The organism is Romboutsia faecis, from assembly GCF_014323405.1.
In the GTDB taxonomy this organism is placed as follows: domain Bacteria; phylum Bacillota; class Clostridia; order Peptostreptococcales; family Peptostreptococcaceae; genus Romboutsia_E; species Romboutsia_E faecis.
In genome coordinates this window covers 374,949-393,446 of sequence record NZ_JACRWE010000004.1, presented here as the reverse complement: position 1 = coordinate 393,446, position 18,498 = coordinate 374,949, and the positions used below count along the sequence as shown (strand labels likewise).

Here is an 18,498-nt window from a genome sequence, read left to right as displayed (position 1 = left end):
ACTTATACTCCTTTATATTATTTATATTCACATTCCATTTCAACAATAGTATCATACATCTTTTTAAATAAACGTATCATTTCATCAGTATCTTCTTCGCCCATTTTTTCTACAATTCTATGAGTAAATTCTTCAAACATTTTTGTTTCTTCAGCTAGAATTTGCTCACCATTTTTAGTTATGTTGATGTAGACAACTCTTCTATCTGATTTATCCGTTATTCTCTCAACAAATCCCTTTTCTTCTAACGTATTTATCAATTTTGAAATAGCTGGCTTTGTAATCGATAAAAACTTACTTAAATCAGATGCCTTTACGCCTTTTGAAGAATACTCACTTATACCTTCACCATTTTTTAGATATTTAATAGTTTTTAAAAACATAAACTCTCTATTAGGCATATTCTTTTTCCTAAATCCATTATGAGCAAGCTTATTGATTCGTGTTATAGCACTTAATAGCTCTTTTGATTTATCTTTTGATACATCCATTTATAATTTAACCTCCAATTTTAGTTAACATAGGAAATAGTTAATAATGATAACTATTATTTTAGTTAACTATTTTATATTAGTCAATAGAATTATTAATATATCTTTTTATAAATTTAGTTATTTCCAATATCTAATATATAAATAGCACGATTATATATAAAAAAAGTTTTTTATAATTTTATAATCATACACATCATGACTTTGAATTTTATAGTTATAATTATATTGTAGTTAGAGATTTTATTAAAATATTAATTATAGGATGTGATAAACGATGGTGTTTCAATGCTTTTATTACCCAACAATAAATAATGAAGGAAAAATAATAAAGTGCTCTGAAAATTTAATTAACTTTAGTTTCGGAGATGAAGTTCCTACTAAAACTTTATATTACAATTATGGTGATAACTTTGCTATTTTCGAGAATAGCAGATTTTTTATTGTTGAAAATTCTGTTTTAAAGGAAGAAATAGACTCTTCAAAATTAAAATTTCCATTAAAAATCGTATTTAATCAAGGAACTCAACTAACAATTTTTTCTCGTAATGATTTATCTTCAATTAGATTACTTTTAAGTGGAGAAAATGAAAAAGAAAAAGAGCTTGGAGAATTATTTTTTCTATCAAGAGTTCTAAACGGACAAATAAAAAATATACAGTATAATATTATGGAAGATTTAACTAATTGTTCAAGAGATTTTCAATATATAAACAATGAATTAAGCGAAGCTACTAAAGGATTGTTAGAAAAACTAAAAATAGTAGAAGGTAAATTTTATAATTTAACTTTAAATAATCCAAATATAAAAGATTCTTATTTAACATATATGAACTTTAATAATAAAGAAGATATGCTAAAATTATCAATTTATAAATATTTTAAAAAAGATACAGAAGAATATAAAAGCTATCACGTAAAGACTTTAGTATGGGATAATAAACCTATATATCCTAAGTTTAAACTCGATACCCTTATAAATTCTTATAATTATAGAGATAATTATAAAAACGCTTAAAATAAAAAAAATAAATGCCATAGATAGTTAGTATAAACCTATCTATGGCATTTATTTTTATCTAAAATCTAAAATCTCGTTTTCCTTCTTGTAAATCATTTAGATGTTCTATAACTATCTTTTTAATCTTCTCATTTGGTATTTTCTCAACTTCTTTAGCTATTAATAGTTCGCCTTTATTTTTTGTATCTTCTGCTGCATAATCTTCTAAGTACTCTTTTAATGTCATCAGTGCATTAGGTTGACAACAGTTTGCTATTTGCCCTGATTTAACAAGCTTCATAAATCTATCACCAGTTCTACCCTCACGATAACAAGCCGTACAAAAACTTGGAATATATCCCATCTCTAGTAGCCAACCCACAACTTCATCTAACGTTCTATCATCATCAATGTCAAATTGAGATGTATTTATGTCTTCCTTTTTTCCCTCAATTCTATCTGCATAACCTCCAACAGATGTACATGATGCTCCACTTATTTGAGATACACCTAGATGTAGTACTTTTTCCCTAGTTGCCTGGGATTCTCTTGTTGAAACTATCATACCTGTATATGGAACTGCTATACGAAGTACAGCTACTATTTTTTGGAACACATCATCTGGAACACTATCGGGGAAATCATCAGGATTTATATCATCTGCAGGACGTATTCTTGGAACACTTATAGTATGAGGTCCTACCCCAAACTTAGCTTCTAAATGTTCTGCATGCATAAGTATCCCAACAAAATCATATTTATAGGTATTTAAACCATATAAAACTCCTAGACCAACGTCATCTATACCACCTTCCATAGCTCTATCCATGGCCTCTGTATGGTATGCATAATCACTCTTAGGCCCTGTTGGATGAAGTCTTTCATACGACTCTTTATTATAAGTTTCTTGAAACAATATATATGTTCCTATACCTGCATCTTTTAACTTTTTATAATTTTCAACTGTTGTTGCCGCAATATTTACATTCACCCTACGTATTGCTCCATTTTTATGCTTTATACTATAAATAGTATCTATACATTCTAGTATATATTCAATAGGGTTCATTTTAGGATCTTCTCCAGCTTCTAATGCTAATCTTTTATGACCTAAATCTTGAAGAGCCATAACCTCTTTTTTTATTTCTTCTTGAGTAAGTTTCTTTCTTGATATAGTTTTATTTTTCAAATGATAAGGGCAGTAAACACAGCCATTTATACAATAATTTGAAAGATATAGAGGAGCAAACATTACAATTCTATTGCCATAGAATTTCTTTTTTATATCCTCTGCCAACATAAACATCTTTTGAATTAAATCTTTATCTTCACATTCAAGTAACACAGCTGCCTCTCTGTGAGTTAATCCTTTGTATCTATTTGCCTTGTTTAAAATATTTTCTATTAACTCCTTATTATCTTTATTTTGCTTTGCATATTCAAGAGTATCTAGTATCTCCTCATGATTTATAAATTCTGTAGCTATACTTGATTTTGCATTATATACACTTTTTGTTTTTACATCATACATTCCCCATACCCCTTTTTATATTATTTTTCTTCAGCCTTAAATATTTGATTATTAAACTGAATCTGATATGTTTACGATGTTCATAGTTGACAAAAAGTGATGGCTTAAGATGAAGTAGGATTTATTTATTGATCTTTGAATAATTTATTTTTACATTAATTCCTTTAATCATACCAAGCTTTCCTGATAATGAGTTAATCACATCATTGCTGGCATCAATTATAATACTGATAATAGATATTCCCTTTTCTCTATATGGAATACCCATCCTCCCAACTATATATTGTTCATATTTATGTATAGTTTCATTAAGTTTTGGTATTGCCACTTTATCTTCTATAATTATCCCAATTAATGCAATTCTCGTTTCCATTGCTAAATCCCCCTCAAAAAAATCCTCACGCCATTATAGGCATGAGGATGTTATTATTCTGTCTTATACCATCGCCTTCTCACTCGGGAACAACCCTCATGTATTTCAGTACGATTAACTTTTTAAAATCTTCTCTTTTGGGCAAATCCCCTTAAGGTCAGATATACCTTGATGGTAGCACATAATATCTCTATTATCAATTTTAAATTTACATCTTAGTTATAGTGTATAGTAAAGTTAAAGATAGATTGATATGTATCATTTGACTCATAGTATATATTTTCACCTAAATTCTTCATTATTTCCCAGGCAATCGACAGTCCAATTCCTGTTCCTTCTGATGAATGTGATTTATCGGCTTGATAAAATCTATCAAAAATAAACGGAATATCTTCTTCTTCTACACCAACCCCTGTGTCACATACACTTACTTTTATGTAATCTTCTTCTTTTAAAACCTTTAACGTGACACTTCCATTATTCGCTGTATATTTAAAAGCATTATCAATTAATATAACTAGTACTTGAGCTATTCGGTTAATATTAGTGTTCACTTCTGGTAAATCATCGAAATCTATATCTATAATAAGCTCTATATCTAAATCCTCAGACATAATTTTAAACTCATCAATAACTTGTAATAATGTTTCATTTAATCTTACTTTCGTTTTCTCTAAGGATTCTTTTCCTGATTGAAGTTTAGATAATTCTAACATATCTTTTATAAGTGATTCTAATCGTATAGATTCCCTAAGTATCATACTATAATACTTATCTTTATCTACCTTATCTACCAAACTTCCATCCTTTAATATTTCTGCCATTGCTCTAATCGAAGTTACTGGTGTTTTTAATTCATGACTTACATTAGCTACATAGTCCCTTCTTGTTTGCTCTAATAATTTTGATTGATTTACAGTTTGTTCTAATCTAATAGCTAACTCATTAAGAGCTCGTGATAATTTGTCTAATTGCTCATTTTCATCTTTTTCAAATCTTACTGAGTAATCTCCTTTAGACATATCTATTACCATTTCAGTCATATTTCTTATTTTTTCAAAAGTTTTCTTTAATATTAAGTAAAAAGGTGTCATTATTGATATTAATATAAAAATCATACTAATACTTAATACAGTATTTAATCCTATTAACACAGTATTAAACTCTTTAGTAAATTTTAATGCAAAAATAGCTCCTACAACCTTCTCATTTTCATCTTTTAAAGGTTCTCCTATTATCATTACATCTCCTTTTACTTCACTTAGCTTTATAATACCACTTATAGAATTTCCATTAAGTACAGATACCTTATATGGTTCTAATGCATTATGCAAGTCTTCTATAGTAAGATTTCCATAGTCTATTTTTTTAGTAAATTGTTCTTTACTTATAGTAATATCTTCACTTGTATCACATACTTGTATAATTGAATTATATATTGGATATTTATCTATAATATCGCTTATGTTATTTTTATCTTTATCAAAGTTTTCAACTATAGTATTTACATTAACCTTAGTTTCTTCAAGTTTTATTTTTAAAAAATACTGACTCATTGTAAAGCTACAAAATAAGATCACCATAATTACTATTAGTGTTGTTACCTTGCCAACTTTATTTGAAAATTTTTTAAAATATCCAATGTCCATTATAACACCTCAAGCTTATATCCTACTCCATAAACTGATCTGATTTCCCAACTTAAATCATCTCTTTGAAGTTTCTTTCTAAGTCTTTTTATTTGAGTGTCTACAACCCTTGTATCTCCAAAATAATCGTAACCCCAAACTTCTGATAATATGTGTTCTCTATTAAATATACTACCTGGACTAGATGCTAGCATATAAAGTATCTTCATTTCTTTAGGTGTTATTTTTATAGGTTCTCCTTTAAGTTTAACCTCATGGGTATCTAAATTTATCTCTAAATCCCTAAATTTAACCTCACACTCTTCTTTTACAGTACTTGTTGTAGCTCTTCTTAAAACAGTCTTTATTCTTGTTACTACTTCTCTTGGTGAGAAAGGTTTTGTAATATAATCATCAGCACCTATTTCTAACCCTAATATCTTATCTATAGTATCATCCTTTGCACTTAACATAATTATTGGTACATCACTATTTTTTCTTATCTCTTTACATACTTCTTCTCCAAACATCTTAGGCATCATTAGATCTAATAATATTAAATCTGGACTATATTCTTGACATTTTTCTATGGCTTCAATTCCATTATAAGCCGATATATAGTTAATTCCATTCAATTTTAAGTATTCTCCAACAGTTTCATGAACAGATTGTTGATCATCACAAATCAAAACTAAAAGTGAATCCTTCAATTTTTTCCCCCCTTAGAGTTTTTTCCTATCTTATATTAGCATATATTGACACATTTATAAATAAATACAAAACAAAAGGGCTGGTCTTAAAATTTAAGACAGCCCATCATTTTTATTTTTTTCTTTTTCTACTACCTAAATAATAACCTATTATTCCAGCTCCTAACGCTGCTTGTGTTGAGAATAATAAACTTTCAATCTCTCCACTTGGTGGTTCATAAAAACTAGTAAACCATGGCTCATAATTAGGTGAAATTTCAGTTATTGCTTCTTCTGCCTCTCCATCTGCACCACCATATTCTGCTGACGGATTAAATATTAGTGGTAGTATTATTAATACAATTGCTAAAAGTAATAGCATCCAGTTAAGTTTGTTACCTTTTTTAACGTCTTTATCTTTAACATTTGTATCCATACTCAGCAACCTCCTCACCTTCATTTTGAACTATCAAGTTATAAAGTATAGTAGTTAATATACCTTCAGCAATTGCTATTGGAATTTGAGTAAAGAAAAATACACCTAAGAACTTAGTTGCTGATGCCATTATTCCTCCAGTTGGATCCGGAAAAGCTAAAGCTAACTGCAAAGATGTTATTGTATATGTAAGCAAATCTCCTAAAGCTGCTGATATAAACACAGCCCAACTCTTATTTATTTTATTTTTTAAAAGTTTAAATGTAAAGAACGATACTATAGGTCCTACTATTGCCATTGAAAATGCATTTGCACCTAAAGTAGTTAATCCACCATGTGCTAAAAGTATAGCTTGGAACAAAAGAACTATTACTCCTAATACGGCCATTACACTTGGTCCAAATAATATTGCGCCTAACCCTACCCCTGTCGGATGAGAGCAACTTCCTGTAACTGATGGTATTTTTAAAGCTGACAATACAAATACAAATGCACCACATAATGCTAACAGTAATTTTTTCTTTGGCTGTTCCTTTACTATTTTATTTATAGATTTTAAACCTACTAAAAAAAACGGTATAAATAAAATAGTCCATATTATAGACCATATAGGAGGTAAAAATCCTTCCATTATATGCATTGCACTTGATTGAATTGGATTTAAAATAACAAATATAAAAGCCGCAATTAATCCCAGTTTTAAATTTTTCATACCCTACTCCCCTCTATCTTTTATAATTCATAAATATTTATCTTACCAAGATAATTATATCTATATTAGCAATTTTAATTGTGTCATTATTGTGTCATTTCAAAGTCAAATTTAGTACAATTTCACTTTTTTTATCAGTTTTCCATCTTTACAAAATATACCTTATTACTTTACAGTATTTTAACACTATATTTTGAAAAAATAGTCTTATAACATATAGAATTAGGTGGTGTATAGCTTGTATTATATGAAAAGTATATTTAAATATATAGCGTTATTTTTGGTAGGTGGATTCATATATTATTTTTTAGAAATATTATATAGAGGATATTCTCATTTTTCAATGATAGTAGTAGGTGGTATTTGCTTTATTTTTATTGGGTCAATTAACAATATATTTAAATCTAATCCACCTCTTTTACTTCAAATGTTTATTTCATCAATTGGAATTACATCTATCGAATTTATTTCAGGGATAGTAATAAATTTATGGCTTAATTTAAATGTATGGGATTATTCTAATATGCCATTCAATTTATTGGGTCAAGTATGTTTGAATTATACAGCGATTTGGTTTTTCTTATCTTTAGCTGCAATTTTTCTTGATGACTTTATTAGATGGAAATTTTTGGGGGAAGATATGCCTAATTATAGAATCGTATACAAATAAAATATGCTTACTATATTTCTTCTTTATTAACATTTACTGTTAACTTTAAAACCTAATTATGCTCACTCAATCATAAGTATAAATCTTGCAATATATACCATGGATTTGAAATTTTAACCTATACTAAAGTATTATTTAAATAATTTATGGTAACACTTTATTTGTAATAGAAAGTTAAAGGGGGAACCATAAATGAAGAAAATATTTTTAGTCGATACAGAAAACGTAAATATAAGAGCTCTACATGGAGCACATCTTCTTAGTCCTAGCGATAGGATAATTCTATTTACAACAAAAAGAACATCTTCCACTAATTTTAAAGATTCTATTATTCAATCTCTAAATACAAGTTCCAAAATAGAAAAAATAAATGTCACTACAGGAATAAAAAATAGCTTAGATTTTCAATTAATTGGATATTTAGGTTATTTAATTGGATCAAAAGATGAAAATTCAAATTATTACATAGTTAGTAAAGATAAAGGATATCTGTCATCTATAAACCTTTTAAAAAATTTATCTAAAAATAGATGTCACATAGAACTTATTTCCGATATATTATCTATTTCACATGATTTATATAATATACATAACGATCCTATACTCGATTTAGAAGATGAAATTATAACAGAATTAAAAAGTTATGGATATACAAATAAAACTGTAACAAAAGCACTAATTGCTATTGGATCATCTTCTGATTTGGAAAGTTTAAAATTAAATTTCTTCTTACAATTTGGATGGAATAAGAAAATACTTAATATCTGTGAACCTATAGTTAACCAATATTATTCCAATTTTATAGCATAAATATATAGTAAAATTATCCTTAAAATAAAAAAGTCTAAATCTATCTTACTGATTTAGACTTTTTTTATTTTATCCTAGTATTCTGCCATTCCAAATAAACTAAAATAATTCACCATTGTCTATTTTAGACCACTATAAAAGCTTTTTTTAGTGTTATAATATTATCAATACATCACAAGAAGGGAGTAAGCAAATGAGAAAAATATTTAATATTAATGATAATTGGAGTTTTATTAAAGAAGATGTTGTTGATGCTTCTGCAAAGGAATTTAACACTTCTAACTGGGAGTCTGTAAATGTTCCTCATACTTGGAATGCTATAGATGGTTCAGCAGGAAATGAATTCTTCAGAGGGGCTTGCTGGTACAGAAAAAACCTTACTATAGATAAACTTTATGAAGGTAAAAAAATATACATAGAATTTGGTGCTATTAATAGTATATCTAACGTTTATGTTAATGGTATTCACTTAGGGGAACATAGAGGTGGATATTCTATAATTAGATACGATATAACAGAATTAGTTAACTTTGGTGGAGAAAACACTATCGCTGTTAAGGCTGATAACACTGCTGTTGAAGATGTTTATCCATTAATGGCTGACTTCACATTCTACGGTGGAATATATAGAGATGTAAATATAATAGTTACTGAAGATGTTCACTTTGACTTAATGAATAAAGGCTCTCAAGGTGTATTCATATCTCAAGATGAAGTAACTGATGAGTTAGCAAAAATAACTGTAAAAGCTAATATAACTAATGAAAATGAAGAAAAAGAAGCTATCAGAGTTGCCGCAACTGTATTAGATGCTGATGGAAATGTTGTTATATACAATGCAAAGGATGTTATTGTAGAAGGAACTACAGAAGTAATATTACCTATAACAGTTGAAAATCCTATACTTTGGAACAGTGTTGAAAATCCTTACCTTTACAATGTTCAAGTAACAGTTGAAAGACATAATGATATGCTAGATGAATTAAATATAGCAACTGGTTTAAGATACTTCCACTTTGATCCAAAAGAAGGTTTCTTCTTAAATGGAAAACATTTAAAATTACAAGGTGTATCTCGTCACCAAGATAAGAAAGATAAAGGTTGGGCTTTAAGTAAAGAAGATCACGAACTTGATATGCAGTTAATAAAAGAAGTTGGCGCTAACTCTATACGTCTTGCCCACTATCAACATGATCAATATTTCTATGACTTATGCGATAAAGAAGGTATGGTAATTTGGGCTGAAATTCCATTTATATCTAGAGCATCTGAAACAGATTTCACTGGACAAAATGCTAAAGATCAAATGGTAGAATTAATTCGTCAAAACTACAACCACTCTTCTATAGTAATGTGGGGAGTTCAAAACGAAATACAAATAGGTGGAGATTTACCATACGTTAGAAAAATAGTTCAAGACTTAAATGAAATAGTTCACAATGAAGATAAAACTCGTTTAACTACTCAAGCTCAAGTAATGATGGTTCCTGATAATGATGAATACCATACTTATACTGATATAGTAGCTTACAATAAATACTATGGTTGGTATACTGGAAAGACTGAAGATTTCGCAGATTGGTTAGATGAATTCCATGCTGTAAATCCTGATAAGTGTTTAGGTATTTCTGAATATGGTGCCGAAGGTATAATGACTTACCACACTGATGAACCAAAAGTAAAAGACTATACAGAAGAATATCATGCTTTATATCATGAAATGTTAATAAAATATTTCAATGAAAGACCATTTGTATGGGGAACATATGTATGGAACTTCTTCGATTTCGGTTCTGCTATAAGAGATGAAGGTGGAGTTAAAGGTAGAAATAACAAAGGTCTAATGACATTTGACCGTAAAATAAAGAAAGATGCATTCTACGCTTATAAGGCTGCATGGTCTAAAGTACCATTTGTTCATATAAATAGTAAGAGATTTATAGAAAGAGCCACTGAAACTATAAATGTTAAAGTTTACTCTAACTGCGATGAAGTTACGTTATTTGTAAATGGAGAAAAATTAAATACTATCTCTGGTGAAAATACATTTGTATTTGAAAATGTTAAATTAGTAGATGGTCAAAATAATATAAAAGTTATAGCAACTAAAGATGGTCAAGAATTTACTGATTTTGCTTTATTCAACAAAGTTGATGAACCAAATCCAGTTTATGAGTGCCCAGACAAAACAGGCGGTCCAGCAGCTAACTGGTTTGATGAAAGTTTAGTTAACTTATTAAATGGTGTTGAAATAACTGAATTAAATATAACTGATGATGTTTACTCTACTAATTGCACAATGGGCGAATTATTAGAAAATGAAGAGACTAAAGCTGTTTTAGCTAAATATCTAGGTAAAATGATAGAAAGTCCAATGTTAGGTATGATGAAAAATTCTTCTATTCGTGACTTAAACAAAATGTTAGAAGGTGCTTTCGATGAAAGACTTGTTTTCTTACTAGATAAAGACTTATGCCAAATAAAAAAATAATTTAATATATTATATAATAAAGAAGGTATATATAAGTTTTAAATAACTTTTATATACCTTCTTTATTTAATTATACTTTCTATAATCGCTTGGTGACTGATTGTATATTTTTTTAAATACCTTCGAAAAATATTTTTTATCATTATATCCTACGTAGTATGCAATATCTTCAATTTTAAACTCTGTACTTTTTAACATCATCTTAGCTTCTTTTACTCTAATTTCATTTATATATTCTGAGATAGTTTTATCAGTCTCCTCTTTGAACTTTTTAGCTAAATAAGTTGGATGTACAAATAATTCATCAGCTATACTAGAAAGACTTATTTCATATTTAAAGTTTAATTTGACATAATTAATTGCATTTGACACTAATTTCGAATATCCTTTAGTTTTGTACTCATTAACTAAATTACAGTATTCTTTTATCATTTCTTCAAATATGCTATATATAATACTCATCTTGCTAGATCTTTCTATTCTTTTAGCAAAATACTCTGATATACTATCTAAGACATATGGTTCTATATTATTTTCTTGTACAGCCTTTCTCAAAAGTGTATTCATAGTTATAGCAAAATTTTTTAAATTTCTCATAGGCTCATCTGGAAATCGATTAAGATCTACAACTAAATCTTTGCCCACTATTTTAGATGCTTTATCGTTATCTCCCATACTTACATAGTGCAATAACTGATTTTCTAGTTTATATCTTTCTCTTATATTTATTAAGCTCATATCAAATTCTTTTATATATCGATTTTTATTAGTGTTCCTTATATTTGCATCTTCATGTATGATCGTTACCTTTGTATTTTCAATTTGATAATTAATCATTGAGGTAACTATATTTTCTATAGCTTTTTCTTGTAATATTTTAATTATAGGAATAACTTTATCTAAGTTTCTTCCACTACTATCCACTACTTCTAATTGGTTAGGGGAGTTTATATATGGTCCTATAATAATGCTCCCCTCATAATCTTCGCCTGAGCATACACTAAATGATATGTATTTCAACTTCATTTTACTTTCAAAGTAACATACTGTATTTTCGCACCTTAAAGAGATTTTTTCTGATATGGTATTTATCATTTTCATTTCATCTTCTTTTATACAATCTGGTAATTCAATATTATTCAATCTAGTAATTTCATCTTCATTATTGTAAATCACTATAAAATTTAACGAGAATAAACTACTTATAGTATCATATATGTTTTTTAAATTATTTTTATTTAATTTCATTTAATTCACCTAATAATCCTAATAATAAAAATATGGCCCAAACTATAGTGTATCATAATAGTAATTATACATTAAAGAAATATATCTATAATAAACTATTATATAAAAATTTTATTATTAAACTAGTTTATTATCTATTCTTATCCATGTTATAATACCAATATTGTTATTAGAAAGGTGGTAATTATGGATATAAATAGAATTCTCAATTTTTCCTCTAACGCAGGTAAAATTATGCTCCAAAGTGGTGGAGAAACTTATAGAGTTGAAGAGACAATAACTAGAATGTGTCAATCATTTTCAGTTGATGATGTTGATGTTTTTGCGTCCCCTACTGCAGTAATGGTATCTATTATAATGGATGGTAAAATATATTCAGTAGTTAAAAGAATTAGTTCTAGAAGTATAGATTTAAATAAGGTCCACAATATAAACTCTTTATCTCGAACAATCTATAAAAAAAGACCTAGTATTGAGTTTTGTGAAAAAGAATTAGAAAAATTATGTAAAGATGACTCTTATTCTATTAAAACTACCCTATTATATTCAGGTGTCGCAACATCTACATTTGCAGTTTTATTTGGTGGTGGAATAATTGATTTTATCGGTGCTTTTATTATTGGAATTTTAACAAAATCGCTATCATTATTTTTAAATAAATCCTCTTTAAATGAATTTTTTATTAATAGTATTTGTGGAGCATTAATTTCTATCTATTCTATATTGCTTCTAAACTTAGGTATTATTGCTGATTTAAACAAAGTTGTTGCTGGTAGTATAATGCTTTTAGTACCAGGACTGTCTCTTACTAATTCTATTAGAGATATACTAGAAGGTCAATTATTAGCTGGTTTATCTAAAGCTGCAGAAGCACTATTTATAGGTATATCTACAGCAGTTGGAACTGGATCTGTTCTTCATCTATACCTAAAGTTAGGAGGAATGTAATATGCTAATTGAAATTATAGCATCCTTTTTTGCTGCTTTTAGTTTTGGAATTCTTTTCAATGTTAAAGGTAAATATTTATACGTTGCTGGAATTGGCGGTGCATTAGGATGGTTTGTTTATAAAGTATGTTTAAATTATGGCCTAGGAGATAGTTCTTCATTATTTATTTCAGCTGTAGTATTCAGTATTTATTGCGAAATTTGCGCAAGAATATATATGACTCCAGCTACAATACTTAGTGTATGTTGCTTAATACCGCTTGTACCTGGTTATGGTGTTTATAACACCTTATTTGAATTTTTAAAAGGTGACTATATAAAAGCCCTTGACTTTGGTACAAATACATTAGCGAGTGCTGGAGCTTTAGCTCTAGGTGTCATTCTTATATCTACTTTATTTAGAAACTTTAATTTACATAAATTAATTAGACTTAGCTCAAATAAAACTAAATAAAAATAAAAAAACCCACTATAGGGTTTTTTCTAATTTTTCTATATTTTCTTCAAATATATTTAAAAGTTCCAATTTAACTTTACTAAAATTCTTCTTTTTGTATTCTTCTAATATATCTCTATATCTAAAATCACTTTTATATTTTTCAATTTCTTCTAAAACTAAAGTTACATCTTTCCCTAATTCTATCAAGTTTGCAATAATATAATTTCTATCACTTAAGTGTTCTTTACTATCCTTACTTAAGATTTCCCAATATAATTCTGCAGCTTCATCATTTTTACCTTTGTCACGTTTTATACGTGCTAAATCCATTAGATTTATTATATATTGCTCTTTAATTAATAGAAAATCTAGTTCTTTATCTATAATTTTTTTCTCAATCTTAACTAGTAAATCTAGATATTCTTCTAAATTATCATTTAAGATACACTCATTTTGAATTTCTCCATATTTTTTAGCTAACTCAACAATTTCTTCCTCAGTTAGCATATCTAAATTGCAATTTAATATTTTTTTTAAAGTATTATAATAAAAATCTGTATCCTCCATACCAGTGACTACTTCCCCCTTAGCCTATTATATATATATAATAATATAAATCTTAAATTTAATCTATATTTTTCCAAATACTAATCTTATCAATAAAAGGTACTATCTCAAATTACTTATTGACATAATTTAAGATAGTACCCTTATAATTAGTTTAATCCTTTAATAATTAATTTATATGATTTTTCTTTTAATTCATATATATCATTTTCTGTTGTAAATTTACTACAATAAAGAGCATTTGCAAACCCTATTATAGCGCTTTTAATCACCAGATTTTCATATTCTTTATTATTTTGGCCTTTAATAACTTGTTCTTTTATACCTACTAATACTACATTTTCAATACTTTCATTTATAATATTTTCTCTATATTTAAAATCTTCATTCTCCGATTTCATTAGATATGCAAATTCACACGACCCCATATTAGAGAATAAAAATCCATTTCCAGAATTAAAATCTTGGACATTACATTTAGCTATTTCTAGCATAGTATATATTTTTTCTTTAAATCCATTTGCATTATCTATTTTTTCTATAGCTTTGTTGATACTTAAGTTCATATAATAAATTAAAGATTTTTCTAACAACTCATCTTTAGACTTAAAATATTCATACACAGTACCTTTTCCTATACCAACTGATTTAGCAATATCTGCTACTTTTATAGTATGTATATTAACGCCTTCATTCATGAGTTTCATAACACCATTAAATATTAATATTTCTTTCTCAGAGTGCAGATTGCCTTTCACTACATCTCATCCTCCTCTATAACTATCTTCTTTAGTTTTCTACGATGTAGTATATCATACATTATAGGAACTATAAATAGTGTCAAGATTGTAGCATAACTTAATCCTCCGATTGTAACAATAGCCATAGGTTGCATTAAGTCTGCTCCCATGCCAACTCCAAGAGCCATAGTCGATAAACCTAGTATTGTTGTAAGGGCAGTCATTAATATCGGTCTAATTCTAGTTTTACCCGCTAATACTAATGCTTCTTTCTTATTCATTCCATCTAATCTTAATTGATTAACATAATCTACGAATACTATACCATTGTTAACTACTATACCAGAAAGTATTAAGAATCCAAGAAGGGATATCATACTTAACTCAGTACCAGTAATAAGCAGCCCCAAGAATCCTCCTGTAAATGCTAATGGAATTGTAAACAACACTATAAACGGAGATAATAATGATTGGAATTGAGCAACCATTATTAAATATATAAATACAATTGCTAAGGTAATCATTTTAATTAAATCACCAAAGGCACTATTTATAGATTCTTGCTCGCCTCCCATATCAATACTATATCCATCAGGTAAATCATAACCTTTTAGCTTTTCTTCAATATCTTTACTTACAAGACCAATATTATGTCTACTATCAATTCCTGCTGTTACAGAAATACTTCTATTCTGACTCTTATGGCTTATTGAAGATAAACTTTCTTCTTCTTTTATTATTGCTATATCACTTATTTTTACTTTTTCTTCTTCTCCATCTTTATTTACTGTTATAGTAAAGTTTTCTAAGTTAGATTTTTTTAATTTATCCTCATCACTATTTATTAAAACTACAGGATAATCATTATCTTCAAGCTCTAATGTAGTTGCCGCAGTTTCATCTTTTAATGCTGATGAAAGTTCTTGATAAACTTGAGCTACTGTTAATCCATGCTTCATTGCACTATTTTTATTAACAATTATACGAGTTTCTTTGTCTGCATCTTCTAATCCATTAGATACATCTATTGTTCCTTCTACACTACTTACTATCTCTGAAACCTCATTACTAATTTCTTTTAATTTATCTAAGTCCTTACCTTTTATAATAATCTCTACTCCAGATCCTCCTAAGGCTGACATGTCCATTGTCGATGTATTTACACTTATTTTACAATCTAAATCTGATGTTTTTTCTGTTATCAAATCTCCAATTTCTTGACTAGTTAACTTTTTATCTTCCTTTAGTAAGACATAAAATGATATATTACCACTACCTGACATACTACTCATCATTCCACCACTAGATTCAATTGCCCCTACAGTTTCTATATCATCAATAGTTGTTAATTTATCAATTATTTTATCACTCATATTTCTAGAATCTTCTTGTGTTGAGTCTTTTGGCATTTCCATTGATACTGAAATCTGGGTACTATCACTAGTAGGCATTAGTGTAGTACCTTTTGCTATAACCAATAATGTGCTTGATATAAGTAAAATTACTGCTAAAGTTAAAACTATAAACTTATGTTTCAAACTATTTTTTAGTAATTTTTCGTATAAATATATAATCTTATCAAAGAGTTTATCTTCTTTTTCTTTAGGGTCAATATTCATAGTTGAGAACATTGCTGGCACTAATGTTAATGCTACTATTAAACTTGCTAATAAAGAGTATGCTATTGTTAGTCCCATATCTTCAAATAGCTGTCTTGCTATACCCTTAGTAAACACAATCGGTAAGAATACGCACACAGTAGTTAATGTAGATGCAAATATAGCTCCTGCAACTTGACTAGCACCTTTTACTGATGCTGTTGCAACATTCATACCCTTATTTCTTAATCTAGCTGTATTTTCAATAACAACTATACTATTATCAACTAGCATACCTACTCCAAGAGCTAAACCAGACAATGAAATCATATTCAATGTAATTCCACTAAAATACATTAATGTTAATGCGAATAATAAACTTATTGGTATACTAAATGCTATTATTATTGTTGGTTTTACACTTTTTAAGAATACAAATAATATAATTACAGCTAATATACCTCCTAACACAAGGTTATTTAATACAGAGTTTACAACCAAATCAATATATATCCCCTGGTCTTGTAAAGCTGTTATGTGCATCTCCTTATTTTCTTCTGTAAGAGTTTCTATAGTCTTATTTATTTTATTTGAAACTTCAGATGTTGACGCTGTACTTTGTTTTTGGAAAGTTAGAATTATCCCATCATTTCCATTGATCTTAGCGTACATATCATCCGAATTATCAATCATGTCAACCTTAGCTACATCTTTTAATTTAATATCACCTATACCGGCTACATCTATGTTGAAAAGTACTAGATTTTCTAATTCTTTTATATCCTTTACTTTATCTCCTATTTTTACTATGTACTCATTTCCGTCTTGCGAAATATATCCAGCTGGCATAGAGAAGTTCTGAGCCATTAAAATTTTACTTATAGTATCTTTTGTAAGCATACCGCTTATATTCGCATTTTTATATGCCTCATCTCTAGATTCTTCAAATTTCTTAATAGACTCTTCTAGTTGAGCTTCACTATTTGAAAGATTCAAAGAGGCTTTAGTAAGCTCTTGATTCAGTACAACTTTACCCATTTCTAATTGTTTTTGCTTCTCTATTATATCTTTTAAACTACTTTCTAAAGTAGGCTTTTGACTTTTTATATCTTCTATACCTTTATCGATAGACTTTATTCCCTCTTCAAATTGGCTTAACGCTGCTTGTTGTTCTTCAGTTACAGGTATACCAGCTTGTTCCTGTTGTTCTATTACCCAATTAAGAGCATCTTTTTTTAATACTAAATCTTTTCTTTGAGTTTCTAAATCTTTTTGTAATTGTGGTAAATTATTAATAGCATTTTTTATTTGATCCTTACCTTCTTCAAGAGCATTTCCTCCATTGATTAACTCCTCTGTCTTACTCTTACTCTCCTTTGCTAATACATCTTTACCTTCTTTTATCTGTGCTTTAGCACTATCTAATTGAGATTTAGTTTCTGCTAATTTTGAATCAATTGATTTAAGAACTTTATTATTGATAGCATCAATTTTTTCATTATCCAATGTTATACCGATGCTTTCTTCTAATATCCCCATTGTATCTACAGAAGCTACTCCATCTATTCTTTCGAACTCCGGTATAACTTCATCTTTTACATACTTAGATACTTCTTTTATATCTAATCCATCTACGTCAACACTTGCTACCATTATTGGCATCATATCTGGATTAAGCTTCATAAGCATTGGTGATCCAACCTCTTCATCCAGTTGGGATTTTACAAGATCAATTTTACCGCTCAAATCTATCATTGCACTATCCATGTTCATCTCTTGACTGAATTCAAGAATAATCATACTTGAGTTTTCACTTGAAACACTATCTATATTTTCTATTCCACTTGTAGTAGCCAGTACCTTTTCTAATGGTTTCGTAACTCCTAATTCAACCTTTTCTGGACTTGCACCTGGATATGTTGTAATTACCACTACATATGGTAAATCCATTTTTGGCAATAAATCTGTCGTCATACCTGTAAATGATACTATTCCTAAAATTACAGTAAGTATTACAGATACAAATATGGTTAATGGCTTTTTTACACTAAATTTTGAAAACATCTACTTTCCTCCCCAAAATATCTTTCATCTGACCGACTGGTCGGTTCTTGTTAATTTTACCAT

General features: G+C 28.2%; 17 protein-coding genes. 6 read left to right on the top strand and 11 right to left on the bottom strand.

From position 1 onward, the window contains the following. Positions 1–17: 17 nt before the first annotated feature. Entirely contained in the window at positions 18–491 is a 474-nt protein-coding gene (locus tag H8923_RS10930; protein ID WP_153924848.1) for a MarR family winged helix-turn-helix transcriptional regulator, read from the bottom strand. Positions 492–768: 277 nt separating this feature from the next. On the opposite strand from H8923_RS10930, the gene H8923_RS10925 reads away from it, so the two are divergent. Beyond that, a complete protein-coding gene (locus tag H8923_RS10925; RefSeq protein WP_153924845.1) occupies positions 769–1,509 on the top strand; it encodes a hypothetical protein in 741 nt (246 codons plus the stop codon). A gap of 61 nt (positions 1,510–1,570) precedes the next feature. Here the strand turns inward: H8923_RS10925 and hydG are convergent, their stop codons facing one another. The 6 genes from hydG to H8923_RS10895 form a co-directional block, all read right to left on the bottom strand. Beyond that, positions 1,571–3,022, bottom strand: coding sequence for a [FeFe] hydrogenase H-cluster radical SAM maturase HydG (hydG, locus tag H8923_RS10920; protein ID WP_153924842.1), 1,452 nt, complete (start codon positions 3,020–3,022; stop codon positions 1,571–1,573). Between the two features lie 121 nt (positions 3,023–3,143). After that, a complete protein-coding gene (locus H8923_RS10915; RefSeq protein WP_153924839.1) occupies positions 3,144–3,395 on the bottom strand; it encodes a TM1266 family iron-only hydrogenase system putative regulator in 252 nt (83 codons plus the stop codon). Positions 3,396–3,610: 215 nt separating this feature from the next. Next, positions 3,611–5,044, bottom strand: coding sequence for a sensor histidine kinase (locus tag H8923_RS10910; protein ID WP_153924835.1), 1,434 nt, complete (start codon positions 5,042–5,044; stop codon positions 3,611–3,613). Beyond that, complete coding sequence (locus H8923_RS10905) at positions 5,044–5,733, bottom strand: response regulator transcription factor (RefSeq protein ID WP_243139891.1); 690 nt, start codon at positions 5,731–5,733, stop codon at positions 5,044–5,046. The genes H8923_RS10910 and H8923_RS10905 overlap by 1 nt, the downstream gene beginning before the upstream one ends. 112 nt (positions 5,734–5,845) lie before the next feature. After that, positions 5,846–6,148 (bottom strand): energy-coupling factor ABC transporter substrate-binding protein, encoded by a 303-nt coding sequence (locus tag H8923_RS10900; protein ID WP_153924833.1) that lies wholly within the window; start codon positions 6,146–6,148, stop codon positions 5,846–5,848. Further along, a complete protein-coding gene (locus H8923_RS10895) occupies positions 6,132–6,860 on the bottom strand; it encodes an energy-coupling factor ABC transporter permease (protein WP_153924830.1) in 729 nt (242 codons plus the stop codon). Before H8923_RS10895 ends, H8923_RS10900 begins: the two co-directional genes overlap by 17 nt. A gap of 247 nt (positions 6,861–7,107) precedes the next feature. Between H8923_RS10895 and H8923_RS10890 the strand changes: the two genes are divergently transcribed. From H8923_RS10890 to H8923_RS10880, 3 genes are all read left to right on the top strand, one after another. Then, positions 7,108–7,530, top strand: a complete 423-nt coding sequence (locus H8923_RS10890; protein WP_153925187.1) for a putative ABC transporter permease — start codon at positions 7,108–7,110, stop codon at positions 7,528–7,530. Positions 7,531–7,722: 192 nt separating this feature from the next. Continuing rightward, positions 7,723–8,340: a PIN domain-containing protein gene (locus H8923_RS10885; protein ID WP_153924827.1), complete on the top strand. Its 618-nt coding sequence runs from the start codon at positions 7,723–7,725 to the stop codon at positions 8,338–8,340. A 193-nt stretch (positions 8,341–8,533) separates the two neighbouring features. Beyond that, positions 8,534–10,831, top strand: a complete 2,298-nt coding sequence (locus H8923_RS10880; protein ID WP_153924823.1) for a glycoside hydrolase family 2 protein — start codon at positions 8,534–8,536, stop codon at positions 10,829–10,831. Between the two features lie 66 nt (positions 10,832–10,897). Here H8923_RS10880 and H8923_RS10875 read toward each other — a convergent pair whose 3' ends face one another. Continuing rightward, entirely contained in the window at positions 10,898–12,079 is a 1,182-nt protein-coding gene (locus H8923_RS10875) for a helix-turn-helix domain-containing protein (protein ID WP_153924820.1), read from the bottom strand. 186 nt (positions 12,080–12,265) lie between these two features. Here H8923_RS10875 and H8923_RS10870 point away from each other — a divergent pair, with 186 nt between their 5' ends. Both H8923_RS10870 and H8923_RS10865 read left to right on the top strand, forming a co-directional pair. Then, a complete protein-coding gene (locus H8923_RS10870) occupies positions 12,266–13,027 on the top strand; it encodes a threonine/serine exporter family protein (protein WP_153924817.1) in 762 nt (253 codons plus the stop codon). 1 nt (position 13,028) lies between these two features. Continuing rightward, on the top strand, positions 13,029–13,481 hold the full coding sequence (locus tag H8923_RS10865; protein WP_153924814.1) for a threonine/serine exporter family protein: 453 nt from the start codon (positions 13,029–13,031) through the stop codon (positions 13,479–13,481). Between the two features lie 15 nt (positions 13,482–13,496). On the opposite strand, the gene H8923_RS10860 is transcribed toward H8923_RS10865, so the two are convergent. The 3 genes from H8923_RS10860 to H8923_RS10850 form a co-directional block, all read right to left on the bottom strand. Next, a complete protein-coding gene (locus tag H8923_RS10860) occupies positions 13,497–14,033 on the bottom strand; it encodes a hypothetical protein (protein ID WP_153924811.1) in 537 nt (178 codons plus the stop codon). Positions 14,034–14,182: 149 nt separating this feature from the next. After that, entirely contained in the window at positions 14,183–14,791 is a 609-nt protein-coding gene (locus H8923_RS10855; RefSeq protein ID WP_317982868.1) for a TetR/AcrR family transcriptional regulator, read from the bottom strand. Further along, on the bottom strand, positions 14,791–18,435 hold the full coding sequence (locus H8923_RS10850; RefSeq protein WP_153924808.1) for an efflux RND transporter permease subunit: 3,645 nt from the start codon (positions 18,433–18,435) through the stop codon (positions 14,791–14,793). The genes H8923_RS10855 and H8923_RS10850 overlap by 1 nt, the downstream gene beginning before the upstream one ends. Between the last annotated feature and the right edge of the window lie 63 nt (positions 18,436–18,498).

What these genes read in the sequence shown, in the direction of transcription:
- H8923_RS10930 (WP_153924848.1), bottom strand. Translation starts at nt 491, where the DNA reads ATGGATGTATCAAAAGATAAATCAAAAGAGCTATTAAGTGCTATAACA.
- H8923_RS10925 (WP_153924845.1), top strand. Translation starts at nt 769, where the DNA reads ATGGTGTTTCAATGCTTTTATTACCCAACAATAAATAATGAAGGAAAA.
- hydG (WP_153924842.1), bottom strand. Translation starts at nt 3,022, where the DNA reads ATGTATGATGTAAAAACAAAAAGTGTATATAATGCAAAATCAAGTATA.
- H8923_RS10915 (WP_153924839.1), bottom strand. Translation starts at nt 3,395, where the DNA reads ATGGAAACGAGAATTGCATTAATTGGGATAATTATAGAAGATAAAGTG.
- H8923_RS10910 (WP_153924835.1), bottom strand. Translation starts at nt 5,044, where the DNA reads ATGGACATTGGATATTTTAAAAAATTTTCAAATAAAGTTGGCAAGGTA.
- H8923_RS10900 (WP_153924833.1), bottom strand. Translation starts at nt 6,148, where the DNA reads ATGGATACAAATGTTAAAGATAAAGACGTTAAAAAAGGTAACAAACTT.
- H8923_RS10895 (WP_153924830.1), bottom strand. Translation starts at nt 6,860, where the DNA reads ATGAAAAATTTAAAACTGGGATTAATTGCGGCTTTTATATTTGTTATT.
- H8923_RS10890 (WP_153925187.1), top strand. Translation starts at nt 7,108, where the DNA reads ATGAAAAGTATATTTAAATATATAGCGTTATTTTTGGTAGGTGGATTC.
- H8923_RS10885 (WP_153924827.1), top strand. Translation starts at nt 7,723, where the DNA reads ATGAAGAAAATATTTTTAGTCGATACAGAAAACGTAAATATAAGAGCT.
- H8923_RS10880 (WP_153924823.1), top strand. Translation starts at nt 8,534, where the DNA reads ATGAGAAAAATATTTAATATTAATGATAATTGGAGTTTTATTAAAGAA.
- H8923_RS10875 (WP_153924820.1), bottom strand. Translation starts at nt 12,079, where the DNA reads ATGAAATTAAATAAAAATAATTTAAAAAACATATATGATACTATAAGT.
- H8923_RS10870 (WP_153924817.1), top strand. Translation starts at nt 12,266, where the DNA reads ATGGATATAAATAGAATTCTCAATTTTTCCTCTAACGCAGGTAAAATT.
- H8923_RS10865 (WP_153924814.1), top strand. Translation starts at nt 13,029, where the DNA reads ATGCTAATTGAAATTATAGCATCCTTTTTTGCTGCTTTTAGTTTTGGA.
- H8923_RS10860 (WP_153924811.1), bottom strand. Translation starts at nt 14,033, where the DNA reads ATGGAGGATACAGATTTTTATTATAATACTTTAAAAAAAATATTAAAT.
- H8923_RS10850 (WP_153924808.1), bottom strand. Translation starts at nt 18,435, where the DNA reads ATGTTTTCAAAATTTAGTGTAAAAAAGCCATTAACCATATTTGTATCT.